Source organism: Novosphingobium sp. BF6 (assembly GCF_058273105.1).
The window spans coordinates 2,344,850-2,363,961 of the sequence record NZ_CM177775.1 but is presented as its reverse complement, the minus strand read 5'-3'; the positions used below and the strand labels follow the sequence as shown (position 1 = coordinate 2,363,961).

The window sequence follows — 19,112 nt, the reverse complement described above, 5'->3', positions numbered from 1 at the left end:
CCCTCAAAGGGTAGGGGCGGTAATGCGAATGATTCGCATTGTTGTGGCGCCGGGGGATACAAATGTCGTCTTTCAGGATCGCGTTGATCGCGTCCGCTTCGATTCTCGCGGTTCCTGCGCTTGCGGAAGAGGTACCGGATGCCGACGGCGCAGCAGGCGACATAATCGTCACCGGCCGTGCGCAGCGGCTCTATCGTGTTGAGCAAACGACAGTGGGCAAAGTTGCGGAAAACCCGATGAACATCCCGCAGGCGGTGCAGGTCATCAATTCGGAACTGTTCGCCGACCAAGGCGCACGCGATGCGACGGACATCTATCGCAACATCTCGGGCGTCAGTTTCTTCAGCTATGCCGGCGTGACGTTCCGGGGCTTCCGCCAGGATCAGTCCTTCTACGACGGCCAGCGGGGCAACCCGTTCATCGGGTTTTCCGTGCCGCAGCTTTTCAATGTCGATCGCGTGGAAGTGCTGAAGGGGCCGGCAGGCCTGTTCTTCGGCCCCGGATCGCCGGGCGGCATCATCAACTACGTGTCCAAGACGCCCAAGGACGAGACGGGCCTGCGCGCCGTCATCACCGGTGGCAACTATGATCGCATCGGCCTGTCTGCCGAAGCGACCGGGCCCGTCGATAAGGAAGGCATCATCACCTACCGACTAGGCGGCTTCTATGAATCGATGGACCCTTATCGCCGCAACACCCAGAACAAGTCTCGCATCGGCGATGCAGGGCTGGCGATCAAGACGAACGAAGGCGGCAAGCTGACGCTGCAGGCGACGATCTATGACAGCGAATTGCAGGGCAACCGCCTGCGTGGCGTGCTGGTGGACAATGCCGGCAACTTCCTCACCAGCATCCGCTGGAACGCGAACGAGAAGACCGATTTCCTGAACTTGCGTTCGCGGGCCTATCAGGCGCGATATGCGACCACGCTCGGCGAGCGCGTCACTTTCGATGCTGGCGTGCGCTACTTCAAGGCCACCGAGACGCAGAAATATCACGAGCCGCGCGGCCTCGATCCGGCCAATCCCGATCTGGTCCGCCGCGAATTCCGCGACCAGATCCGGCCGGTCCATGGCCTGTCGCTGATGGCCAACCTCACCGCCCTGGTCGACATCCTGGGCATGGAGCACAAGTTCCAGACCGGCGCTGACTGGTACGATGAAAAGAGCATGCTGAACTCGCGCATCCTGCGCGCCGGGGTAACCTCGCTCAGCCTGAGCAATCCCGTATACGGTCGCGGAGAAGGCGACGCCGCACGCGCGGCCCTGCTGCCTTTCACGACCACCGATACCCGGACGAAGCGCAAGGGTGCCTACCTGCAGGACCAGATCAGCATCACCGATGCGCTGCTGCTGGTCGGCGGCGTGCGGTACGACAAGTTCGACGATGGCGTGACCACCAGCATGAACGGCACCGTCTCGGCGCGGTCCACCTACTCGGACAGCGATGTGACCTTGCGCGGCGGCGCGATCTTCAAGCCACGGCCGGACGTCTCGCTCTACGCCAGCTGGTCGCAGAGCTTCGAGCCGCAGGCAGCGGCCGACCAGAACAGCGATGCCGGCGGCCCCTTCGCACCGGTCACCGGCAACCAGCTCGAAGGCGGCGTAAAGACGCAGTTGTTCGATGGCCGCTTGCAGGCCAATGCAGCGGTCTATCGCATCGTGCGCAAGAACATCCTGCAGGTCGATCCCACGCTGGAGCCGGTCAATGGCGTCGATCAGCTCGCGCCCATCGGTGAAGTCACCAGCAAGGGCTTCGAGCTGGACCTGACGACAGACCTCACCCCCAACTGGGTGCTGCTGGTAAACTACGGGTACAACGACACGAAGATCACCGGCACGGCCGAAGGGCAAGCGATCGTCAATGCTGTGGGCAATCGGTTCGCCAATGCGCCCAAGCACAAAGTCGGCTTCTGGACCCGCTATCAGGTGCCTGTGATCGGCACCGCCTTCGCCGTGGGTGGGGAACACGTCTCGCGTCGCATCAGCCTATCTGGGCAGGCGGTGAAGCCTTACACCACCTTCGACGCTTCGATCACCAAGAGCCTGGGCTTCGCGCAGCTGCTGCTGCGGGTGGATAACATCTTCGACAAGGTCTACGCCGCATCGGGCTTTTCCGCACAGAGCGGGCATTTCCCGGGCGAGCCGCGCACCTTCCTTGCCGAGCTTCGCTTCGGGTTCTGATCGTGGCGAAAACGGCCAGAGGAAAGAACGGCGCCAAGGGACGGTCGCTCTGGTGGCAGGTCCATAGCTGGGCCGGTCTGAAGCTCGCCGTCTTCATGACTTTCGTACTGGCCACTGGCACGCTGGCGGTCTTCGCGCACGAGATCGACTGGCTCGTCACCCCCGCGATGCGGACCACGCCACAGGAAGGCCCCAAAGCCAGCTGGGGCCAGCTTGCCGAAGCGGCGGCGCAGGCAGAACCGCATGGCCGGTTGCAGACGCTCTATGCGCCCATCGACCCGTGGTTCACGGCGGAAGCCTGGATCGACAGGGGCAAGGGCGCGCCGCTGCGGGTCTATGTCGATCCCTGGAGCGGCCGGGTGACCGGCACGCATGGTTGGGCGAACGTGCACCGCTTTCTGCGCCAGGCCCATCGCCACCTGATGCTGCCGACGAAGATCGGGATACCGATCGTCTGTTCACTCGCGCTGCTGTTGCTGGCCTCGCTGGTGACCGGGATCGTCACCTACAAGAAGTGGTGGCGCGGCTTCTTTAAGGTGCCGAGGAGCGGCAATGCCCGCAAGCTGAGCGGCGACCTGCACCGCCTTGGCGGACTGTGGAGCCTCTGGTTCGTGGCCCTGATTTCCTTGACGGGGCTCTGGTATCTGGTGGAAACGCTGGGCGGAAACGCGCCGGTGCCAAAGTTTGCGAAGATCGAAGCGATGGCGCCCGTGCCGACAGGCGCGCGGCTGGACCGATTGGTCGCCACCGCCCGGCGCGCACGTCCTTCGCTCGACATTCGGGAAATCCGCTTCACCGAAGAAAACGGCGTGGTCGTCCTCGGCCAGGATGAAGCCTGGCTGGTCCGCGACCGCGCCAATGGCGTGGCGCTCGACCCGGCGAACGGTGGTGTGCTCACCTCGCTCGATGGGCGCGATCTGGATGTGCATCAGAGAATATCCGAGATGGCCGATCCGCTGCACTTCGGCACGTTCGGTGGTCTTGCGACGAAAGTGATCTGGTTCATCTTCGGCGTGATCCTGACCGGCATGTCGGTGACAGGCGTCATCATCTACGCCAAGCGACTGGAGAAGGCTGAAAAGCGTGAGCGGAGCGCAGGCCGGATTGCCTGGTCCGGTATGGGCGCCTGGGCATATGTGGGAACCGCGCTGGTCATCATGGCGCTCGTCCTGACGCCTGGCGCGATCGGTGGCGCGAGTTAACAATGACGACTCTATGGTCATAGCCGGATAAATTGGATTATAAAGTATAAATAAATGGCAATATTGCGAGCTTTTTTGTTGAACGGCAACGTTCAAGAATCTCGATTTCTTCGCAAAAATTCGAACGATATTCGCAATAATGACTGCAATTTATTCGTCTTATTGAACATATATTCGAATTCAATTCGTTAAATTTTGCTTTCCGAGCCAGTCAAAGTGTCGATTCAGAAAATCGAAGCGGAAGGTCGGCTGCTGAGAACGTGAAATTGTCCGCTGAGCGTCCTTATAAGGGGCGGCACTGCAATACTGAGGGATAATCCAAGCCGCTCTGCAGGCCAATTTCGTTTCGAAGCAGGGCAGTTCAACCCGATGGGGGGAAACGCTTAACTCATTTGACTGCCGGAAAGCCCAGAATTCCTGCTATATCGACCGTCAGGCGCAAGGCGAACGCCAGGATATCCCTCGAACGGCGGACGGCGGCGGGTCGAGGCAGGTTGTCGGGGGTCATCACGTACTGGACGTTCGGATTGATCCTGATCCCCGGCGCCGCCGCGAAACTATAGTTCAGCTCGAAGACGCCTTCTCCGGCAAGCACGCGATCGGTTCCTCCCGCTCGCAAACGCGAGGCCTGCAGGAAGTCGATCTGCCGCGAGCCGAGACGGATGTAGCTGCCAACCAGGCCCAGGGTGTCCTGGGGACGACCGCCAAAAGGACCGGTGACGATGACGCCCGCGATCGCCTGGCCCTTGAAAGGCACGTAATCGTTCGTCGACGCTATGACACCGCCGAACACAGTCACCGGACGTTTGGTATCGCCGCCCACGTGTGCGGCGACGGCATCGCCCATTACATACCAGCCTGCCTGACCGTCATGGGCCAGAGCGCTTCCGCCCGCCGTAATACGCGGCCGGCCGTCCGCGTTGAGATAGGGGTCGGCGACGTCGGAGGTGTTGTGATATCCGCCGATCCGAATGTGCCAGGGATTTCGCGCTTTGGGGTCGGACGACTGGAAACCAACTTCGAATGCCGTCTGATGGCCGGTCGCGTTACGCGTCGACCAGTCGAACCCGTTGGTCACGTTGAGAGACGGATTGGCTTCGAAGATACCGGCCTGCACGTAGAACCCCTTGGTCGGCGCAACCTTGAGGCGGCCGCCCCAGGTCCCATAAGGGAAGAAGCCCAATGCACGGTCCTGGATCGGGACGACCGCGGGATTGAAGCAGACCGAGTTGTTCTGGAAGGTGCAGTAGAGGTTCGACTGATTGAAATAGGTCAGCGGCGATACCCGGCCGCCCGAGATGTTGACCTTGCCGTCGAACAGGTTCTGCTCGATTGCCAGCGCGGCCAGACGAAGGTTTTGCACGGCCTTGTAGCGCGTCTGGAAGCTGATCGCGTTGCCTGCATGATCGGCTGCCAACGAGGTGCCCCGTGACACGTTCATCGAGACGTGGATGAACGAGCCTTCGAGGCCGACCATGCGACCCATATCGAGATCGGCGCCGAAAGGCAGCGCATAGGAATTGCCTACGCCGCGGTCCTGGCCTCCCGACACGCTGCCGGCGAACTCGTCCACGGCCAGGGCGCGCAGATAGACGCCCTTGTCGGCCAGATCCCGGCCGATGCCCGCGAAGGGGCCCTTCGCGGTGTTCGGGTCGGTCGGCGGGAACAGGATTGGCTGCACCTGAGGTTTGGGATAGTTCGGAGATATCCGCAGCACCGGCGGTTTTGGGATCTGCGCTCCGGTCGAAGTCTCCTGCTGCGCACCTGGGAGCGCCGGTTCGACGGTCGTCGCCTTCGACGCTTCCTCGGCGAGGCCAGGCGCGGGCACCAGGAAGGCAGTGGCCGCAAGCGGCCACGCCATGTTCGTAATCTTCATGATCTTTCCTCTTCCGCGGCGGAGACGTCTTGCGTGGTCTCCTGCCGCTCATGCTCTGGATGGGACCGACGCGGGCGGCCGCGATATTTCGCCCGCGTCACCACGCATCAGGGGGAAAGCTCTTCGAGTGCTTTTCCGGAAGTCTCTGGCGCCCATTTCAGAACGACGAGGCCCGTCAGGGCCGCCACTGCAGCGAAAGTGAGAAACACTGGTGCGATCGACCCACCCGCCATGACCAACCCGATGACCCAAGGGCCGGCAATCGAACCGCCGCGCAGCCAGGCCGAGCCGAGTCCCGCACCAAGCGAGCGCAGCCGCGTAGGATAGAGTTCGCCCGAATAGAGATAGAGCGAGTACGTGACCGTCTGGAGCGCCGCGAAAGCAGGCGTCGCCAGCGCGAAGACCATGACCGGAGTGGAGGCGCCAAGCACGTAGAGCGCGGTAAGCGGCACGGCGGCGAAAAGAAGCGCCCCTGTGTACCACCGGCGGCGGCCCACCTTATCGATGGTCAGGGCACAGACGAACGATGCCACCAGCGCCACGCCCGTCATCGCGAAGCCATAGCCGATGGCCTGATCGACGGGGAGATCGAACACGGTGCGGTACAGCGTGGGCAGCCAGGTCAGAAGGCCGTTGTTGATCATGTAGGCACCGAACCACATTGCCCACAGCAGCAGCGTGCGCGGGCCGTAGAGCGGACCGAACATCTCGCGGACCGACCCGGCGGGCTTGGCCTGAACGAGCACGGTCGCGGGTGCGCGCGGTTCGCCGAGCGGCTTGCCTTCGGCAATGGCGCTTTGCTCGAGCCGGGCGATAACCTTGTCGGCATCGTCGAAGCGGCCGCGATTGATCAGCCAGCGCGGGCTCTCGGAAAGGAAGAAGCGCAGCGGAACCACCAGCGCGACCGGGACCATGCCCACGATGAACATCGACTGCCAGCCCAGGCTCGGCACCATGAGATAGCCGATCGCACCCGCCGCTGTCAGGCCGACGAGAAACAGCAGTTCATAGAGCAGGAAGAAGCGGCCCCGCTTCTTGGCGCCCGACAATTCATTGACGTAGGCGCTGGCGACGGGGACTTCCCCGCCTGTGCCGATGCCTTGCAGGAAACGGAAAAGGATCAGAGATTGCGGACCCCATGCGAAAATGCAGGCGGCGCTCATCGCGGCGAAAATGCCGATCGCGATCGCCAAGACCGGAAGCCGGCCGATGCGTTCGGCGAGCCATCCGAAGAACACCGCGCCGATCAGCTGTCCAAGATAGCCGGACGAGATGATGGCAGCGGTCGCAGACGGGGTTAGGCTCCATTGTTTGGCCAGGATCGGCATCGCGTAGGCGAGCGCGATCGTGGTGTAACCATCGAAGAACGTCGCCATGCCGACGCACCCGCGCGCCCATAGCACCGGGCGGGTCACAGGCAGGCGTTCGAGCCGGGCAATGAGCGCGGCAGCGCGTTCACTGGCCATCGCCGACGCGCCCGAATGCGCGACGCTGCCGTTGGAAGCTATAGATGCACTCATACTGGGCCTCTCCATATGCGCGCCTTATTGGCCCTCGCGAGCCTGCGCGTCTATTCTGGTTGAGTGGCCGGAGCCGCCCGGGCTCCGGCATCGATCGCCTTTTTCCGATCGGGTCGGACCGAACTATGTCGGTCCGACCCTTCGTCGAAAGCCGGCGCTCGCCGGGAGGTCAGACGATGCCGGCTTCCTTCATGGCAGCTTCGATCTCCTGCTCGGCCTGAGCTGAAAGGTCGATCAGCGGCGAACGCACAACCGCGTTCTTGAGGACGCCGCGGGCGCGCAAGGCGATCTTGAGCGCCACGGTGCCTTCCATGTGCGAACCGCGGTGGTAGACGTTCTTGGTCACCGGTAGCAGCTGGTCGTGAATGGCGCGGGCCTTGGCATAGTCCTTCGCCTTGCCTGCCTGGATCAGCTGGAACAGCAGTTCCGGCGCGATGTTGCCGTAGCCGACGAGCGCGCCGTCGACGTCGAACATCGTGTGCAGCAGATATTCGTCGTGGCAGGTGAGAATCTGCAGCTCCGGGAATTCCTTGCGCAGCACGGGGATTTCCGTGTCCCAGCGCTTCATGTTGCGCACGCCGTTCTTGGTGGCGACGACGCCCGGCTGCGCGGCGATCTCGAGCTGGGTCTTCAGGTTATAGGTCGCCTTGGTGGCGTCTGGATACTGGAACAGGATGCACTGCAGGCCGGATTCTTCATAGATCGCCTTGTAGCGGTCCTGCGGCGCGCCGTCCTGATAACCAAAACGCAGCCAGCCGTGCGAGGGGTAGACGAGTGCGCCGATGGCGCCGGCATCGGCCGCGCGCTTGGCCTCCTTGGCCGCGACTTCCGTGCCTTCGCCGGTGATGCCCGCGATGACGGGAATCTTGTCGCCGACTGCGGCGACATAGGTCTCGATCAGCTGGACCTGCTCGTCCTGCGTCAGAAACGTGCCTTCGCCGGCATGACCCAGGATCACAAGGCTCTTCACACCTTTCTTGGCCGCCAGCCACTTGGCGAGTTCGGCATTGGCTTCCCAGTCGACTTTGCCTTCAGCGTCGAAGACGGTGACCGGTGCGGGGTTGAGGCCACGCAAATCCATGACGTTGGTTGGTGCGGGGCGCTTATTGGGGGTCGGGTCGTACAGGCTCACTTCTCTCTCCATTTTGGAACGTTATCGGGAACGTTCCCACAATCGTTCCAAAACGAGGCTGGTGTCAACAGGGTTTTTGCGGCATGAAGGATCAGGCACTCGCAGGGAGTGAAAATACGCTCAGAATCAGGGCTTGCAGACATGATCGCCGACGTTGAGACAAAGCATTCGCGAGTGACGCTGCACGATGTCGCGGCCGCTGCCGGCGTATCGAAATCGACCGTGTCGCGAATCCTCGATGAGAGGCTGCCCCCATCCGACAACCCCACCGCGCGCCGGGTAAAGCAGGTCGCGGCAGAGCTTGGTTATGTGCGCGACATTTCTGCCGCGAGCCTGCGGCGTGGCAAGACGATGACGATCGGCGTCATCGTGCCGCGCCTCACCGATACGGTCATGGCCATGCTCTACGAGGCCATCGCCAAGGCTGCCGCTCGTACGGGCCGGGTCGCGCTGGTTGCGACGACCGACGACAACATCGACGCGGACCGCCTCGCCGCCGAATCCCTTCTTCAGCGCGGCGTGGACGGCCTGATCCTGGCGACTGCAAGGGACGGCGACGAATTGCCCAAGAGCCTGTCGGAACGCGACGTTCCCTTTGTGCTCGCATTGCGTACCGATGGAACCAGCCTGTCCTCGATCGGCGACGATCGTCTCGGGGGTTATCTCGCAACGCGCCATTTGCTGGACCTCGGCCATCGGCGCATCGGGATCATCGCCGGGCCGACGTTTGCTTCAAGTGCCAGGCTGCGAACCGAGGGGTATCGACAGGCGCTCGAAGAAGCGAACGTCGCCGTAGACCCGGCCCTGATCGTCGAATCCAGCTTCAGCATCGAGGCCGGAGCCGAAGCAGCCGAAACCTTGATGGACCTCCCGGAACGACCGAGCGCGATATTCGCGGTGAACGATAATACCGCAATCGGTGCCTTGTCGGCTCTCACCAATCGCGGCCTGTCGGTCCCAGAGGACATGTCGCTCGTCGGCTACAACGACATTCCAATCGTGAGTCATTTGCCTACGCCGCTGACTACGTTGCGCGTCCCGTTCGATCAGATTGCCGCCGCCGCGCTGGAACTGCTTGAAAAGCGCCCAGAGGAAGCGTCGGCCAAACTGCGTCTTGTTGCGCCCACTTTGATACCCCGAAGGTCGACAGCTTCACCTTCGAAGAACTGATCCGATAAATTTAGGATCTCGAGAAGTTAAGTGGTTTCTCAAATGATGCTCGACAGAAACAGGGGGGTACTCGTTATTGCACGACTTGGCGAAGCCCTCTGACTGCAACAAGGCATTGTGTGCTAAGCAAGATTTACTGCGTCGGCAGTGGCGGTCTTGAATCGGAAAGCAGACCGGCCGCTGATGGGATCGAAAAGTCGGCGGCTGAATGACCGACTAGGGGTGGCCTCCCCCTGAAGCGTTCTACCTGTGGCCGTCAGGGCCACAGGTAGAACGCTTCAGGGGATTTCAGAGTTTGATCCCGCCGCTCGCGAGCGAGTATCGTGGAACGCCGGGCGTAAGGTTGGCACAAAGCGAGCGCTCAAACCCGGTCAGATATGGGCGATCCGTTTCTTCCTCGACCAGCATGGGCGGGGCCGCGACCGAGCCCTCTTTGACCTCGCTATCGACAACAAGCTTCGCGGATGCGCTCTGGTGAAGATCAGGATCAGCGATATCGTTGTGATCTGAAAATTCGAACACGGGCTACAGCAAAAGACCGGCAGGCCGGTTCAGTTTGAACTGATGACCGATGCTCGCGCCAGCCTATTCAAATGGCTGGAACTGCGAGGAGGGTCCTTGGATGACCTTACTTTCCCTATCCTCGCGCTTACTTACTTGGCTGAGCCTCGCCGTGGCTCCTTCGGCGCGGTTTGAGCTCGCTGACGATCACACCGGCAATGATAAAGGCGGCTCCGAGTATCACGAGCGGCGGAAGTCTGTCGCCCGCAATTCGCCCTACAATGCCTGCCCAGACAGGTTCACTTGCATAGATGATTGTCGCGCGTGTGGGCGATACAGATTTCTGTGCCCAATTCATCGTCAGCTGGATGAGAGCACTCGCGATGCCCAAGCCAAGTCCAGCGAGCAGCCAAATCCAGGAGAAAGCGGGAATGTTCTCGCCAGCTATGGGCATCGCGGCAAAGGACAGCAGGCCACCTACTAAAAGCTGCACGACCGTGACCCGGGAACTGTCCACTTCGGACGCGAACCGACCAATCAAGATGATTTCAGCAGCGATTGCTGCTGCGCTGAGGAGCGTAGCAGCCTCGCCGCTTCCGACGCCGACATGCCATGCATCAGGTCCTGCAAGTAAGATCAAGCCGACAAAAGCGAGGGCAATACCGGCCCATGTCAGCGCACGCGGTGGTCGACGCATCACCAGCCATTGGATGAGCGGCACCATCGGTACGTAGAGCGCGGTTAGGAAAGCTGATGTGCTGCTGCTGATCGACTGCAAGCCATAGGTTTGCAATCCATAACCCAGGAAGATGGTTACACCGATTGCAGATCCAGCCAACAACTCCTTCTTCGTGAGGCCAAGAAGCGCGCCGCGGCACATCACTGTCGTTAACAGGCCTGCTGCAACAAAGCGGAGGCCAACGAAAAATAGCGGGCCAGCATGCCCAACAGCCAAATGCACGATTAGGAACGTGAAGCCCCAAATTAGGGTGATCCCTATCAGAGCAGCTTCTTGGCGGCTGAAAAAGGTTTTGCGTACGGAGGACCTGTGCAACATACTGCCCGTTATGAGCAATATAGTGCGCAGTCAAGCCGATCGATCCGATGTTCTTTCGCATGTCTCCGACAATCTCAAGCGTCTACGTCGGCTGGCGGGGCTCAGCCAAGCCGCACTGGCAGAAGCGTCAGGCGTAAGCCGCCGGATGATCGTGAACCTTGAGGGAGGCGACACCAATATCAGCCTGTCCAGCCTGGATAAGCTGGCTTGGGCGCTTGGCGTTGACTTTGTGGCCATGGTTGCCGATCCGCGGGTCAATGCCGAGCGAATTGAAGCACTGACCTGGAGGGGAAGTGGCGATGCAAGCAAGGCTGTTCTTCTCGGCAGCGTTCCTGCTGCTGTGTCAGCTCAGCTGTGGTCTTGGTCGCTCGAGGTCGGCGATCAATATATTGCCGAACCGGATCCGGCAGGCTGGCACGAGATGATCTTCGTAACCGCAGGACGGCTGCGCATCGACAAGGCCGACGGAGCGGTCATCGTCACTGCCCAAGATTTTGCAATCTACAGCAGCGCACAGCCGTTTTCCTACACGAACGTAGGCAACGAGGTGGTCAGGTTCACCCGCGTCGTTGTCTGTTGAACCTGAAGAAGTCGCAGCTTGTCACGAATTCCGGCTTTCCGGCAGCGGGCGCTATGTCGGCGAAATTCCAAGCCACGCTGGACAAGGGCATACGGCTGCTAGCTCTCTCAGCGCCGCCTTCCAACGCGCCTCAGGCCCGGCCGGAAAAGCGGTCTTGCCCGGTACGCTTAAACGCAACGGTGGAGCGAATTCCCGCTTCAGATGGATCAGCTGCCAGTGGTTATCTACCAAGTCAATGGCAGTTCCAGAAGCCAGCCGTTCACCTGCCATGACGTTGCTCAAAACTGGCTGAGAATGTCCGACAGCGCCGGGCGTAAACGCTGGATCTCATCGCGGTGAGCGGCGGACAGCTCTTCCAAGATTCCGAGAGCCTTTTCCGTCAGGCGGAGCAATGCACGGCGACGGTCATTTTCGGCCGTTTCCCGCGTGATCAATCCCAGTGCTGCCAGCCGGTCGATCAATCCCGTCGCGCTGTGGGGTTTCAGCACCAGTTGCTCGGCGACATGCCCGACGGTAGCCTGATGGGGTGGGGTGGCACGAATTGCCAGCAAAGCCTGATGCTGCTGCGGCGTCAACCCGACGCGCGCGGCATGAGCCTCGCTAAACGCCAGAAACCGGCGGATCGTGTGGCGGAATTCGGCCAGTGCCGCGTAGTCGGCATCGTCCAATGAGGTATCCATCGCCGTCACGGCGGTCTCCAAGGTTGTATTATATCGCATTGCGATATATCTGCGCCACCAAGCGCGGCAGCAAGGCGATAGCAGAAGATGTCAGGTACACCCATTCGCTCTGGTGGAAACCATCCACTGGGCGACCATAGCGTCGATAGCAGGATGCCGCTGCTGGCCGTGATGGCCACGGTGGTTGGCGCGGGCGGAGCGCTGGGCGCCTGGGCTCTCGTCAAACTGATCGCAGTGGCTACGAATCTGTTCTGGTTCACGCGCCTCTCGGCCGATACCGTTTCCATCACCGACGCCTCGGTGGGGTTGATGGTGATCGCGATCCCGGTGATCGGCAGCCTGATCGTCGGCCTGATGGCCCGCTTCGGTTCCGACAAGATCCGCGGCCATGGCATTCCGGAAGCCATCGAAACCATTCTTTACGGCGAAAGCCGCCTGCCCCTGAAGGTTGCCATTCTGAAGCCGTTGTCTTCAGCAGTTTCGATCGGCAGTGGCGGCCCCTTCGGCGCCGAGGGGCCGATCATCATGACGGGTGGCGCCATCGGTTCCCTCTTCGCCCAGTGCTTTCACCTGAGCGCTGCCGAACGCAAGACCCTACTGGTCGCGGGCGCGGCGGCGGGCATGACCGCGATATTCGGCACGCCGCTCGCCGCGATCCTCTTGGCCGTGGAAGTCCTGCTGTTCGAATGGAAACCTCGCAGTTTCGTCCCGGTCGTGGTGGCGGCGATCATCTCCTATTACTGCCGTCCATACCTGCTGGGCGCGGGTCCGATGTTCGCCATGTCCGCAACCTTGCCCGGAACATCGTGGGATCTGTTCGCTTCGGCAGCGCTTGGCATCGTGATGGGCATCGAAGCGATGCTGCTCTCAACCTCGCTCTACCGCGTCGAGGACCTGTTCCACAGGCTGCCGCTGCACTGGATGTGGTGGCCGGCAATCGGCGCGATAGCGGTCGGCCTCGGCGGCCTTGTGGACGCCCGCGTGCTGGGCGCGGGTTATGCCAGCATCGAAGCGCTACTGAACGGTTCTCTGGCGCTGAAACTGGTCGTTTCACTGCTGGTTATCAAGGCGCTGGTCTGGCTGATCGCACTGGGTTCAGGGACCTCGGGCGGGGTGTTGGCACCGCTTCTGATCCTGGGCGGGACGGCGGGCTTCCTGCTGGGGCAGTTTCTGCCCGGAGACCCGTCTTTCTGGGCGATGATCGGCATGGCCGGCATCATGAGCGGAGCAATGCGCGCACCGCTGACCGGCGCGCTTTTCGCGGTCGAACTCACGGGGAATTTCGAGGCCATTCCCTGCACCGTTGCCGCTGCCGCCGGTGCATATGCCGTCAGCGTATTGTTCATGCGCCGATCGATCCTGACCGAGAAAATCGCCCGGCGTGGGCGGCACGTCCTTCAGGAATACACCGTCGATCCGCTCGATCTGCTGCAGGCTGGCCAGATCATGACCCATGCGCCGGAAACTCTGCCAGCCTCCATGACGGCCGCGCAGGCAGTGACGTTCTTTGCCGAAGAAGCCCGGCACCGCAGCTATCCCGTGGTGGACGCGGATAACCGTCTGGTCGGGATAGTTTCCCGCGCAGATGCGCTGCACTGGCAGACAGCAACCGGCATGAAAGACGCTACCCTGGGCGAGACGATCTCCGATGCAGACCTGCCGGCGGCTTTTCCGGAAGCATCCGCAGGGGCAGTTGCGGACCTGATTATCGAGACCGGCATAGGCCGTATTCCGATCGTCGACCGGAACAGCCGCAAAGTGCTGGGCCTGCTCACTCGGCAGGATTTGCTCAAGGCTCGCAGCGCATCCCGCATGGCGGAAGTCGGACGCTCACGCTTCGTTTGATTCGTCAGGAAATCCACATGGAACTGGCTTTGGCGCCCAATTTCAAAATAACATTGAATAAGCACATCTGATCTGATCCCGGAAAACTGGATCGCTTGGAGTTAGAGTTTTTCGCCGTAATCTTCCCTGGCTGGGAGAAGCGAAGGACGATGAAGGCATCGAGATTCTCAGACGCGCAGAAAACGTTCATTCTGACGCAGGGCGTGGACGGCGCTCCCGTGGCGGACACCTATGGGCGCTCTTTAAATTCTGATTGAGAGCTTATGCTGCCTGACGCGATAGATATGAGGCAAGGGCTTCCAACGCGGGCTTTTCTGACATGTATACCAATGACCGTCCGGTTTTCTCGACTGTCAGCAGTCCTGCGCGCGCGAGTATACTTAGGTGAGTCGAAAGCGTGCTGGGGGCAAATCGAGTTCTCGCGCAATGTCGCCCGCGGAAAGACCGACCGGATGAGTCGATAGCAGTTCGACGATATTGAGGCGAGTAGGCCGACCTAGCGCAGCCAGCGCATCACAGGCGAGTTTCGCGTCCATGATCGTAGTTTGCTAGAGAAATTGTCCGTTGGTCAAGGACCAACCACTCTCGATAGATCGCCGTTACGAATCAAAGGCGTCGGGTGAGTCATCGGACATAAAACGTTCCAGAATCGCGTGTCATGCAATTCGGAGCGGATTTTCGCGAAATCCGACATAACCTGGCTGGGGCGGCAGGAGTCGGAGCCAGTATAGGACCGGGCCTAAGCTGCTGAATTTTCGGTGCCGCAGCTGGGCTTTCCGAGTCGCAGCATACACCTCGTGGCTACGCTGAACAACGCTTGGGCACTGAGGCAATCGCACGGTGCCGTTACCGTTCACCGTCATAGCCTAGGCCTTGTTCCTCCAGTCGACAGTGTCGGGCACTCGCACGACAAGGCCTTGGCCAAACGATCGACTGGCTCCACAAGGCGTAGGTAATCTGGCGCCGGCGCTCCTGGTGAGTGCTTCGGCCGTCAAAATGGCTCCCTTGGGCCCACTGGTACACCGAGCATCGCCTGTTCGATCCGCTCGGCTACATGCTGGCCGCCGAGGCAGGGGCAAATTACTATACAGCCCTCGAGACCCTCGATATGGCTGCCCGAGGCAAGCCGGATAGCCCCCGGAAAGCCCGGGACGCTTCATTAGGGGGTACCGTTGATCTTGGAGGAAGACTCGATGTCTCTTCACGTGAAAGATCCCGAGGTCGAGCAAATGGCGCGGCGTTTAGCTACCATACAAGGGATCGGCTTAACTGAGGCGGTTCGTCGTGCATTGCGGCATGAGCTCGCGCGGCAGGGCGCGGCCCTGTCGCTCGTCGAAACGGGTTTAGCCTTCGTCAAATTTTTGCATTCAAAGTCTGGCCCTCGTGCAGGTAAGCCAGCAGACAAGACCCACATCGACGACCTTTATGGTGACCACTGATTGGAGTGACCGCCAGGTTTAGCGATACCTGGACGACCTGGAAGTGATGGGTCTCATCCGCCGCATCGAGCGGCGCTCCAGCCATCGCGGCAAGATCTCGAATGAATACGACCTCCAAGGTCTGGTCGATAAGCTTGCGTAGATCGAACCCGATTTCCTGGAAGCGGGCGAGCATGCGCGCCAAGTCCGAAAAGCCGCCGCTCGGCCGGGACTGAAAGATCGGCGCCAGATCGCCAAGGTGGTGAAGGCGGCAGGTGGATGAATGGCCGCTCGGCTCAACAAGAAGATTCTATGTTTCGTCGACGAGTACGGGATGGCCGGGGTAGCGCCTTTTCATCTCGGCGCGGTCTTCGTTCTCGCCAACGAAGCGGGGCATCTGGACAAGCGCTTCAGCGACCTGCTCGAAGCCAACGCGAATGAGATCCACGCGGTCAAACTGTCGGACGGTTATCTGCAAGGCCTCCTCGATCGGCTGGTAGCCGATGTGGCTCTCGAGCGGGTGGTGATGCTCAACCAGAAATGCCCGGTGCAGGAAGGCAACCCGCCAGTCCTCTATGCGCAGGCGGTGGTCGAGACGGTCAAAATCGGGCTCAAGCGTTTTCGCGCTATCCTCGGTCGTGACAGCGTCTCGAACGTGGATGTCATCACCGACGTGAACCAACATAATGAACATCCTGACTTCGCGGCCGAACTGGAGCGCGCCAGGCGTGATGATGGTCGGTTTCGCGGCGTGAACAGGGTCGTTCGGTTGGACTCTGCGGCATCGCGCCTGTTGCAGCTGGCGGACGTCGTCGCGTACGCGCATAAATGGATCGTCGCCGAAGATTACAACGCCCGCGGGGTGCGCGAGCGATTCGGTATTGACCTAGTGTGGGATGCAAATGAGCCGCCCCGAAGGGCGGCTCAGAGAATTCTTGCGGGAGTGATGGCCGGCAACCAGACTTTATGGGCCTGGGTAGCCACAGCGCTCGCTCAGCACAGGGCCAAGACAATTCGCCTTACAGGTCTCCCTGCCACACCGATGTACGAGATCTGCATCGCAGTTTCAAGTACCCGTCTGGACATGTACGACCAGTAGATGCGTGGTTGGCTCCCTTGAACTTCGTGTGGTTTACGCGCTGGTAGGCCTCTACCTTGGCATTCGCGATCTCGAGGGCGCCAGGAAAGTCTCGTTTTACCAAGAACCTCTGTGAGGTCGAGATAACGCTGACCCGCACGACGCCTGACAGCACCAGCTATCAGCAATTGGGCTTCAGAGGGTTCGGACCGGCCGGGCCGATCTTCACTGGGCGACTGCGGCAACCTACATGAGCACGTACACGCACGAGCCCGTATACGGGAGTGACGATGACAATTACCGCGCAGCGCGATGCCCTCGACGATGACCCAGCTGAGAAAGTCCGTATTCTGGGGCTGCGGATAGGGATCGAGCGCGAGCTTTCGAGCAGGTCATCCGGAATTTGCGCTCCGATCAGCGCCATTGTCATGATGAGGCGTGCGATTTCACCGCATTCCTCCCCCGGTACGATCTCGCCTGCCGCTTGGGCATCTTTAAAAATCAGAAGCAACGGATCGAAAAACATTGTCCGAGACGCCGTGATCAAGTCTTCGCGCAAATCGGCGGTGTGGCCCCACTTCGCCTGCCTACTTCTCCGCCATCGCGCCCGCCGCAGACGTCATCCTCTGGATGTGATCAACGAGACCTTGCCCTCAGAATGAGCGGCGCCTTGTTTATCAATTCAGCTCAAAACCTCGAAGAGACACTGAATTTGACACTCGCGGGCAAGCCTTGCGCCAACAGACTCGATCCGGTCGAGGCCCAATAGCGCTTGCCCGTTACGTTCTCGCCGTAGACCCGCAGTGTCGTCGGACTGCCGGCCAGGTCGAAGCTGTAGCTCGCGCCGAGGTCAAACGTCTCGTAGCCGGGCACGAAGGCTTGGTTGAGCGCATTGACCGCGCGCCGGCCGACATGGAACATGCCTGCGGAAACGCGCAATCCCTCGACTGTGGGAACGCGGTACTCGGCAAAGATCGAGCCCGAGAACTTCGAGATGTTCTCGATCATCTTGCCCACGACAGTAGCATTTCCGGACTGCTGCGCGGCGTCGAGCGTGAGAGCGCTCGCCGAGAGGGACAGACGGGGCAGCACTTCGCCGACGATGCTGAATTCCGCGCCCTTGTAGACGGCCTCGGCATCCTGCACGAAGACGTTGGCGCTGTTCAGATAGGCGGAGGGGCGCTTGATATGGAAGTAGGCCGCCGTCATCAGCACGCTGCGGATCGGCTCGATCTTGATTCCGGCTTCCTTCTGCTTGCTGATGGCCGCAGGCAGAATTTCACCGGCGTTATTGGCGATCTGCTGCGCGATCGGCCCCGGTTCGAGGCCCTCGATGTAGTTCGCATAGGCGTTGGCCCAGAAAACCGGCTTCACCATGAGGCCGTAGGACCACGTACCGGGCTTGATCTTGTAGTTGGAGGTGCGGCTGACGTCACTGTAGTCGGTCTTGCGATAGCCGATCGTCGCCTGTAGCCAGTCCCCGAGCGAGGCACGATCCAGCACGTAGGCGCCGAGGTCCTTGACCCGCGAAGGATTGGGAATGATGCGTGGTGCCGGGGCCTGCTGCGGAATATCCACCGGATCGTAGAGGTTCTGGGCGAACGTATAGCGTACGGCGGTCGGCACGTTGCTGTTGCGGGTATAGTAGGAAACTCCGACCAGGATATTGTGCTTGATCGGTCCGGTCTCGAAGGAGCCGGAAATGTCGCCGCGATAGATGACGTTCTTGTAGTCGTTCCCGCTGGTCATCGCCACGGTGACCGTGCCGTTGCCGTTGTCGAGGTTGTAGCCGCTGAACGAGGAATAGGCGCGGCTCCGGGTCAGGTAGGACTGGCCGGCGGCAAGGGACAGGCGCCAGTTGCGGGTGAAATCGTAGTTCACGCGGGCGAGCAGGTTGGTCTCCCGGCCTCGCCCCTGCATCCATGCGGCGCCCAGGTTCTTCGATGGGGATTGCAGCGGTGGCAGGCTGATCGCGCCGTTCACGGCGGCCGGCAGACTGAATTCGGTCGGCTCGGTGACGGTCTTGAAGTTGTACTCGGCATCGAGGAGCACTTCCAAGCCGTCCAGGGGGCGCCAATCGAACGCACCCGAAACGAAGCGCCGCGAACCGGACGTGCGCCTGATCCCGGTTTCCACCGTGGAGGCGCCCGCGTTGACGCGCAGGCCGGCGGTATTTCCAAGACTTTGCGAGACGTCGAAGCTGGCGCCTGCCGCGCCGTTGCTGTCTCCCTGGAAATCGATGCGGCTTACCGGGGTATTCGCGGGACGCTCGGTGACCAGGTTGATGATGCCCGAAGGTGTGGCGAAGCCGTAGTAGAGACCGGCGGCGCCCTTGAGGACTTCGATGCGGTCCTTGCTCTCGATCGGCTGCTCGATCAGGTTCACGATCGGTAGCACCCCGTTCCAGCGCACGTTCGTGAAGTTGTTGAGCGTGATGCCGCGAATGGCGAGGTTGCTGTAGATCGCGCTGTTGATCTGCGCCTGCGTCACTCCCGGTGTGTTGCGGACTGCGTCGATCACAGAGCGTGCCTGCTGGGCCTCTAGGAGGTCCTTCGTCAGGACGGCGACGGTGAGCGGCGTATCGCGGAGACGGGCATCGCGGAAGGTCCCCGCCTGCACGAAGTCGGCACTGAAGGTGTCGCGGCGGTCGGCCGTGACGACGATATCTTCGGCTCGCGGGGATTCCGGCACATCGGCAGTCTGGCCGGCGGCAATACCCGGCACCATGCTGATCGCCGCTGCGCAGACCAAAGCCGCGCGGTGTGAGATCCTGGTGTCGTGCATGTCGCCCCCTCTAAGATGAAATTTTGCGGGCTTGTTACGCAAATGCGAGGCATTTGCAACTTCTCCTTGTAATACACGGTAGGGAA

At 61.1% G+C, this 19,112-nt stretch carries 16 protein-coding genes and 1 pseudogene; 9 read left to right on the top strand and 8 right to left on the bottom strand.

Annotated elements, in window-relative coordinates; translation table 11 throughout:
- Positions 1-62: 62 nt before the first annotated feature.
- Both AC4D6D_RS11465 and AC4D6D_RS11460 read left to right on the top strand, forming a co-directional pair.
- Entirely contained in the window at positions 63-2,183 is a 2,121-nt protein-coding gene (locus AC4D6D_RS11465) for a TonB-dependent siderophore receptor (RefSeq protein ID WP_491325378.1), read from the top strand.
- Between the two features lie 2 nt (positions 2,184-2,185).
- The gene (locus tag AC4D6D_RS11460) at positions 2,186-3,385 is read left to right on the top strand and encodes a PepSY-associated TM helix domain-containing protein (protein WP_491325377.1); all 1,200 of its coding nucleotides are present in this window, start codon (positions 2,186-2,188) and stop codon (positions 3,383-3,385) included.
- 388 nt (positions 3,386-3,773) lie between these two features.
- Here the strand turns inward: AC4D6D_RS11460 and AC4D6D_RS11455 are convergent, their stop codons facing one another.
- The 3 genes from AC4D6D_RS11455 to AC4D6D_RS11445 all read right to left on the bottom strand — a co-directional run bounded on the left by AC4D6D_RS11455 (position 3,774) and on the right by AC4D6D_RS11445 (position 7,913).
- On the bottom strand, positions 3,774-5,261 hold the full coding sequence (locus AC4D6D_RS11455; RefSeq protein ID WP_491325376.1) for a carbohydrate porin: 1,488 nt from the start codon (positions 5,259-5,261) through the stop codon (positions 3,774-3,776).
- Between the two features lie 107 nt (positions 5,262-5,368).
- Positions 5,369-6,781, bottom strand: coding sequence for an MFS transporter (locus tag AC4D6D_RS11450; protein ID WP_147215330.1), 1,413 nt, complete (start codon positions 6,779-6,781; stop codon positions 5,369-5,371).
- A gap of 169 nt (positions 6,782-6,950) precedes the next feature.
- Entirely contained in the window at positions 6,951-7,913 is a 963-nt protein-coding gene (locus AC4D6D_RS11445) for a dihydrodipicolinate synthase family protein (protein WP_491325375.1), read from the bottom strand.
- A 141-nt stretch (positions 7,914-8,054) separates the two neighbouring features.
- On the opposite strand from AC4D6D_RS11445, the gene AC4D6D_RS11440 reads away from it, so the two are divergent.
- The gene (locus AC4D6D_RS11440; protein ID WP_491325374.1) at positions 8,055-9,083 is read left to right on the top strand and encodes a LacI family DNA-binding transcriptional regulator; all 1,029 of its coding nucleotides are present in this window, start codon (positions 8,055-8,057) and stop codon (positions 9,081-9,083) included.
- A gap of 285 nt (positions 9,084-9,368) precedes the next feature.
- A pseudogene (locus AC4D6D_RS11435) lies at positions 9,369-9,722 on the top strand (site-specific integrase); the annotation flags it as partial.
- A gap of 10 nt (positions 9,723-9,732) precedes the next feature.
- Here the strand turns inward: AC4D6D_RS11435 and AC4D6D_RS11430 are convergent.
- A complete protein-coding gene (locus tag AC4D6D_RS11430; RefSeq protein WP_491325373.1) occupies positions 9,733-10,641 on the bottom strand; it encodes a DMT family transporter in 909 nt (302 codons plus the stop codon).
- Positions 10,642-10,651: 10 nt separating this feature from the next.
- Between AC4D6D_RS11430 and AC4D6D_RS11425 the strand changes: the two genes are divergently transcribed.
- Positions 10,652-11,221: a helix-turn-helix domain-containing protein gene (locus tag AC4D6D_RS11425; protein WP_491325372.1), complete on the top strand. Its 570-nt coding sequence runs from the start codon at positions 10,652-10,654 to the stop codon at positions 11,219-11,221.
- Positions 11,222-11,499: 278 nt separating this feature from the next.
- On the opposite strand, the gene AC4D6D_RS11420 is transcribed toward AC4D6D_RS11425, so the two are convergent.
- A complete protein-coding gene (locus tag AC4D6D_RS11420) occupies positions 11,500-11,901 on the bottom strand; it encodes a MarR family winged helix-turn-helix transcriptional regulator (RefSeq protein WP_491327242.1) in 402 nt (133 codons plus the stop codon).
- 87 nt (positions 11,902-11,988) lie between these two features.
- Between AC4D6D_RS11420 and AC4D6D_RS11415 the strand changes: the two genes are divergently transcribed.
- Positions 11,989-13,746: a chloride channel protein gene (locus tag AC4D6D_RS11415; RefSeq protein WP_491325371.1), complete on the top strand. Its 1,758-nt coding sequence runs from the start codon at positions 11,989-11,991 to the stop codon at positions 13,744-13,746.
- 380 nt (positions 13,747-14,126) lie between these two features.
- On the opposite strand, the gene AC4D6D_RS11410 is transcribed toward AC4D6D_RS11415, so the two are convergent.
- Positions 14,127-14,282: a helix-turn-helix domain-containing protein gene (locus tag AC4D6D_RS11410; protein ID WP_491325370.1), complete on the bottom strand. Its 156-nt coding sequence runs from the start codon at positions 14,280-14,282 to the stop codon at positions 14,127-14,129.
- Positions 14,283-14,939: 657 nt separating this feature from the next.
- Here AC4D6D_RS11410 and AC4D6D_RS11405 point away from each other — a divergent pair.
- The gene (locus AC4D6D_RS11405) at positions 14,940-15,185 is read left to right on the top strand and encodes a type II toxin-antitoxin system VapB family antitoxin (RefSeq protein WP_491325369.1); all 246 of its coding nucleotides are present in this window, start codon (positions 14,940-14,942) and stop codon (positions 15,183-15,185) included.
- Here AC4D6D_RS11405 and AC4D6D_RS11400 read toward each other — a convergent pair.
- Complete coding sequence (locus AC4D6D_RS11400) at positions 15,100-15,369, bottom strand: hypothetical protein (protein WP_491327269.1); 270 nt, start codon at positions 15,367-15,369, stop codon at positions 15,100-15,102. The genes AC4D6D_RS11405 and AC4D6D_RS11400 overlap by 86 nt on opposite strands.
- A gap of 78 nt (positions 15,370-15,447) precedes the next feature.
- Between AC4D6D_RS11400 and AC4D6D_RS11395 the strand changes: the two genes are divergently transcribed.
- Both AC4D6D_RS11395 and AC4D6D_RS11390 read left to right on the top strand, forming a co-directional pair.
- On the top strand, positions 15,448-16,263 hold the full coding sequence (locus AC4D6D_RS11395) for a DUF3800 domain-containing protein (protein WP_491325368.1): 816 nt from the start codon (positions 15,448-15,450) through the stop codon (positions 16,261-16,263).
- 269 nt (positions 16,264-16,532) lie between these two features.
- Complete coding sequence (locus AC4D6D_RS11390) at positions 16,533-16,904, top strand: hypothetical protein (RefSeq protein ID WP_491325367.1); 372 nt, start codon at positions 16,533-16,535, stop codon at positions 16,902-16,904.
- Positions 16,905-16,929: 25 nt separating this feature from the next.
- Here the strand turns inward: AC4D6D_RS11390 and AC4D6D_RS11385 are convergent, their stop codons facing one another.
- On the bottom strand, positions 16,930-19,026 hold the full coding sequence (locus AC4D6D_RS11385) for a TonB-dependent siderophore receptor (protein ID WP_491325366.1): 2,097 nt from the start codon (positions 19,024-19,026) through the stop codon (positions 16,930-16,932).
- Positions 19,027-19,112 lie beyond the last annotated feature (86 nt).

Excerpts from the sequence above, each read along its gene's own strand:
- AC4D6D_RS11415 (WP_491325371.1), top strand. The coding sequence starts at position 11,989 with ATGTCAGGTACACCCATTCGCTCTGGTGGAAACCATCCACTGGGCGAC.
- AC4D6D_RS11440 (WP_491325374.1), top strand. The coding sequence starts at position 8,055 with ATGATCGCCGACGTTGAGACAAAGCATTCGCGAGTGACGCTGCACGAT.
- AC4D6D_RS11455 (WP_491325376.1), bottom strand. The coding sequence starts at position 5,261 with ATGAAGATTACGAACATGGCGTGGCCGCTTGCGGCCACTGCCTTCCTG.
- AC4D6D_RS11385 (WP_491325366.1), bottom strand. The coding sequence starts at position 19,026 with ATGCACGACACCAGGATCTCACACCGCGCGGCTTTGGTCTGCGCAGCG.
- AC4D6D_RS11450 (WP_147215330.1), bottom strand. The coding sequence starts at position 6,781 with ATGAGTGCATCTATAGCTTCCAACGGCAGCGTCGCGCATTCGGGCGCG.
- AC4D6D_RS11405 (WP_491325369.1), top strand. The coding sequence starts at position 14,940 with ATGTCTCTTCACGTGAAAGATCCCGAGGTCGAGCAAATGGCGCGGCGT.
- AC4D6D_RS11410 (WP_491325370.1), bottom strand. The coding sequence starts at position 14,282 with ATGGACGCGAAACTCGCCTGTGATGCGCTGGCTGCGCTAGGTCGGCCT.
- AC4D6D_RS11465 (WP_491325378.1), top strand. The coding sequence starts at position 63 with ATGTCGTCTTTCAGGATCGCGTTGATCGCGTCCGCTTCGATTCTCGCG.
- AC4D6D_RS11390 (WP_491325367.1), top strand. The coding sequence starts at position 16,533 with ATGACAATTACCGCGCAGCGCGATGCCCTCGACGATGACCCAGCTGAG.
- AC4D6D_RS11430 (WP_491325373.1), bottom strand. The coding sequence starts at position 10,641 with ATGTTGCACAGGTCCTCCGTACGCAAAACCTTTTTCAGCCGCCAAGAA.
- AC4D6D_RS11420 (WP_491327242.1), bottom strand. The coding sequence starts at position 11,901 with ATGGATACCTCATTGGACGATGCCGACTACGCGGCACTGGCCGAATTC.
- AC4D6D_RS11395 (WP_491325368.1), top strand. The coding sequence starts at position 15,448 with ATGGCCGCTCGGCTCAACAAGAAGATTCTATGTTTCGTCGACGAGTAC.
- AC4D6D_RS11425 (WP_491325372.1), top strand. The coding sequence starts at position 10,652 with ATGAGCAATATAGTGCGCAGTCAAGCCGATCGATCCGATGTTCTTTCG.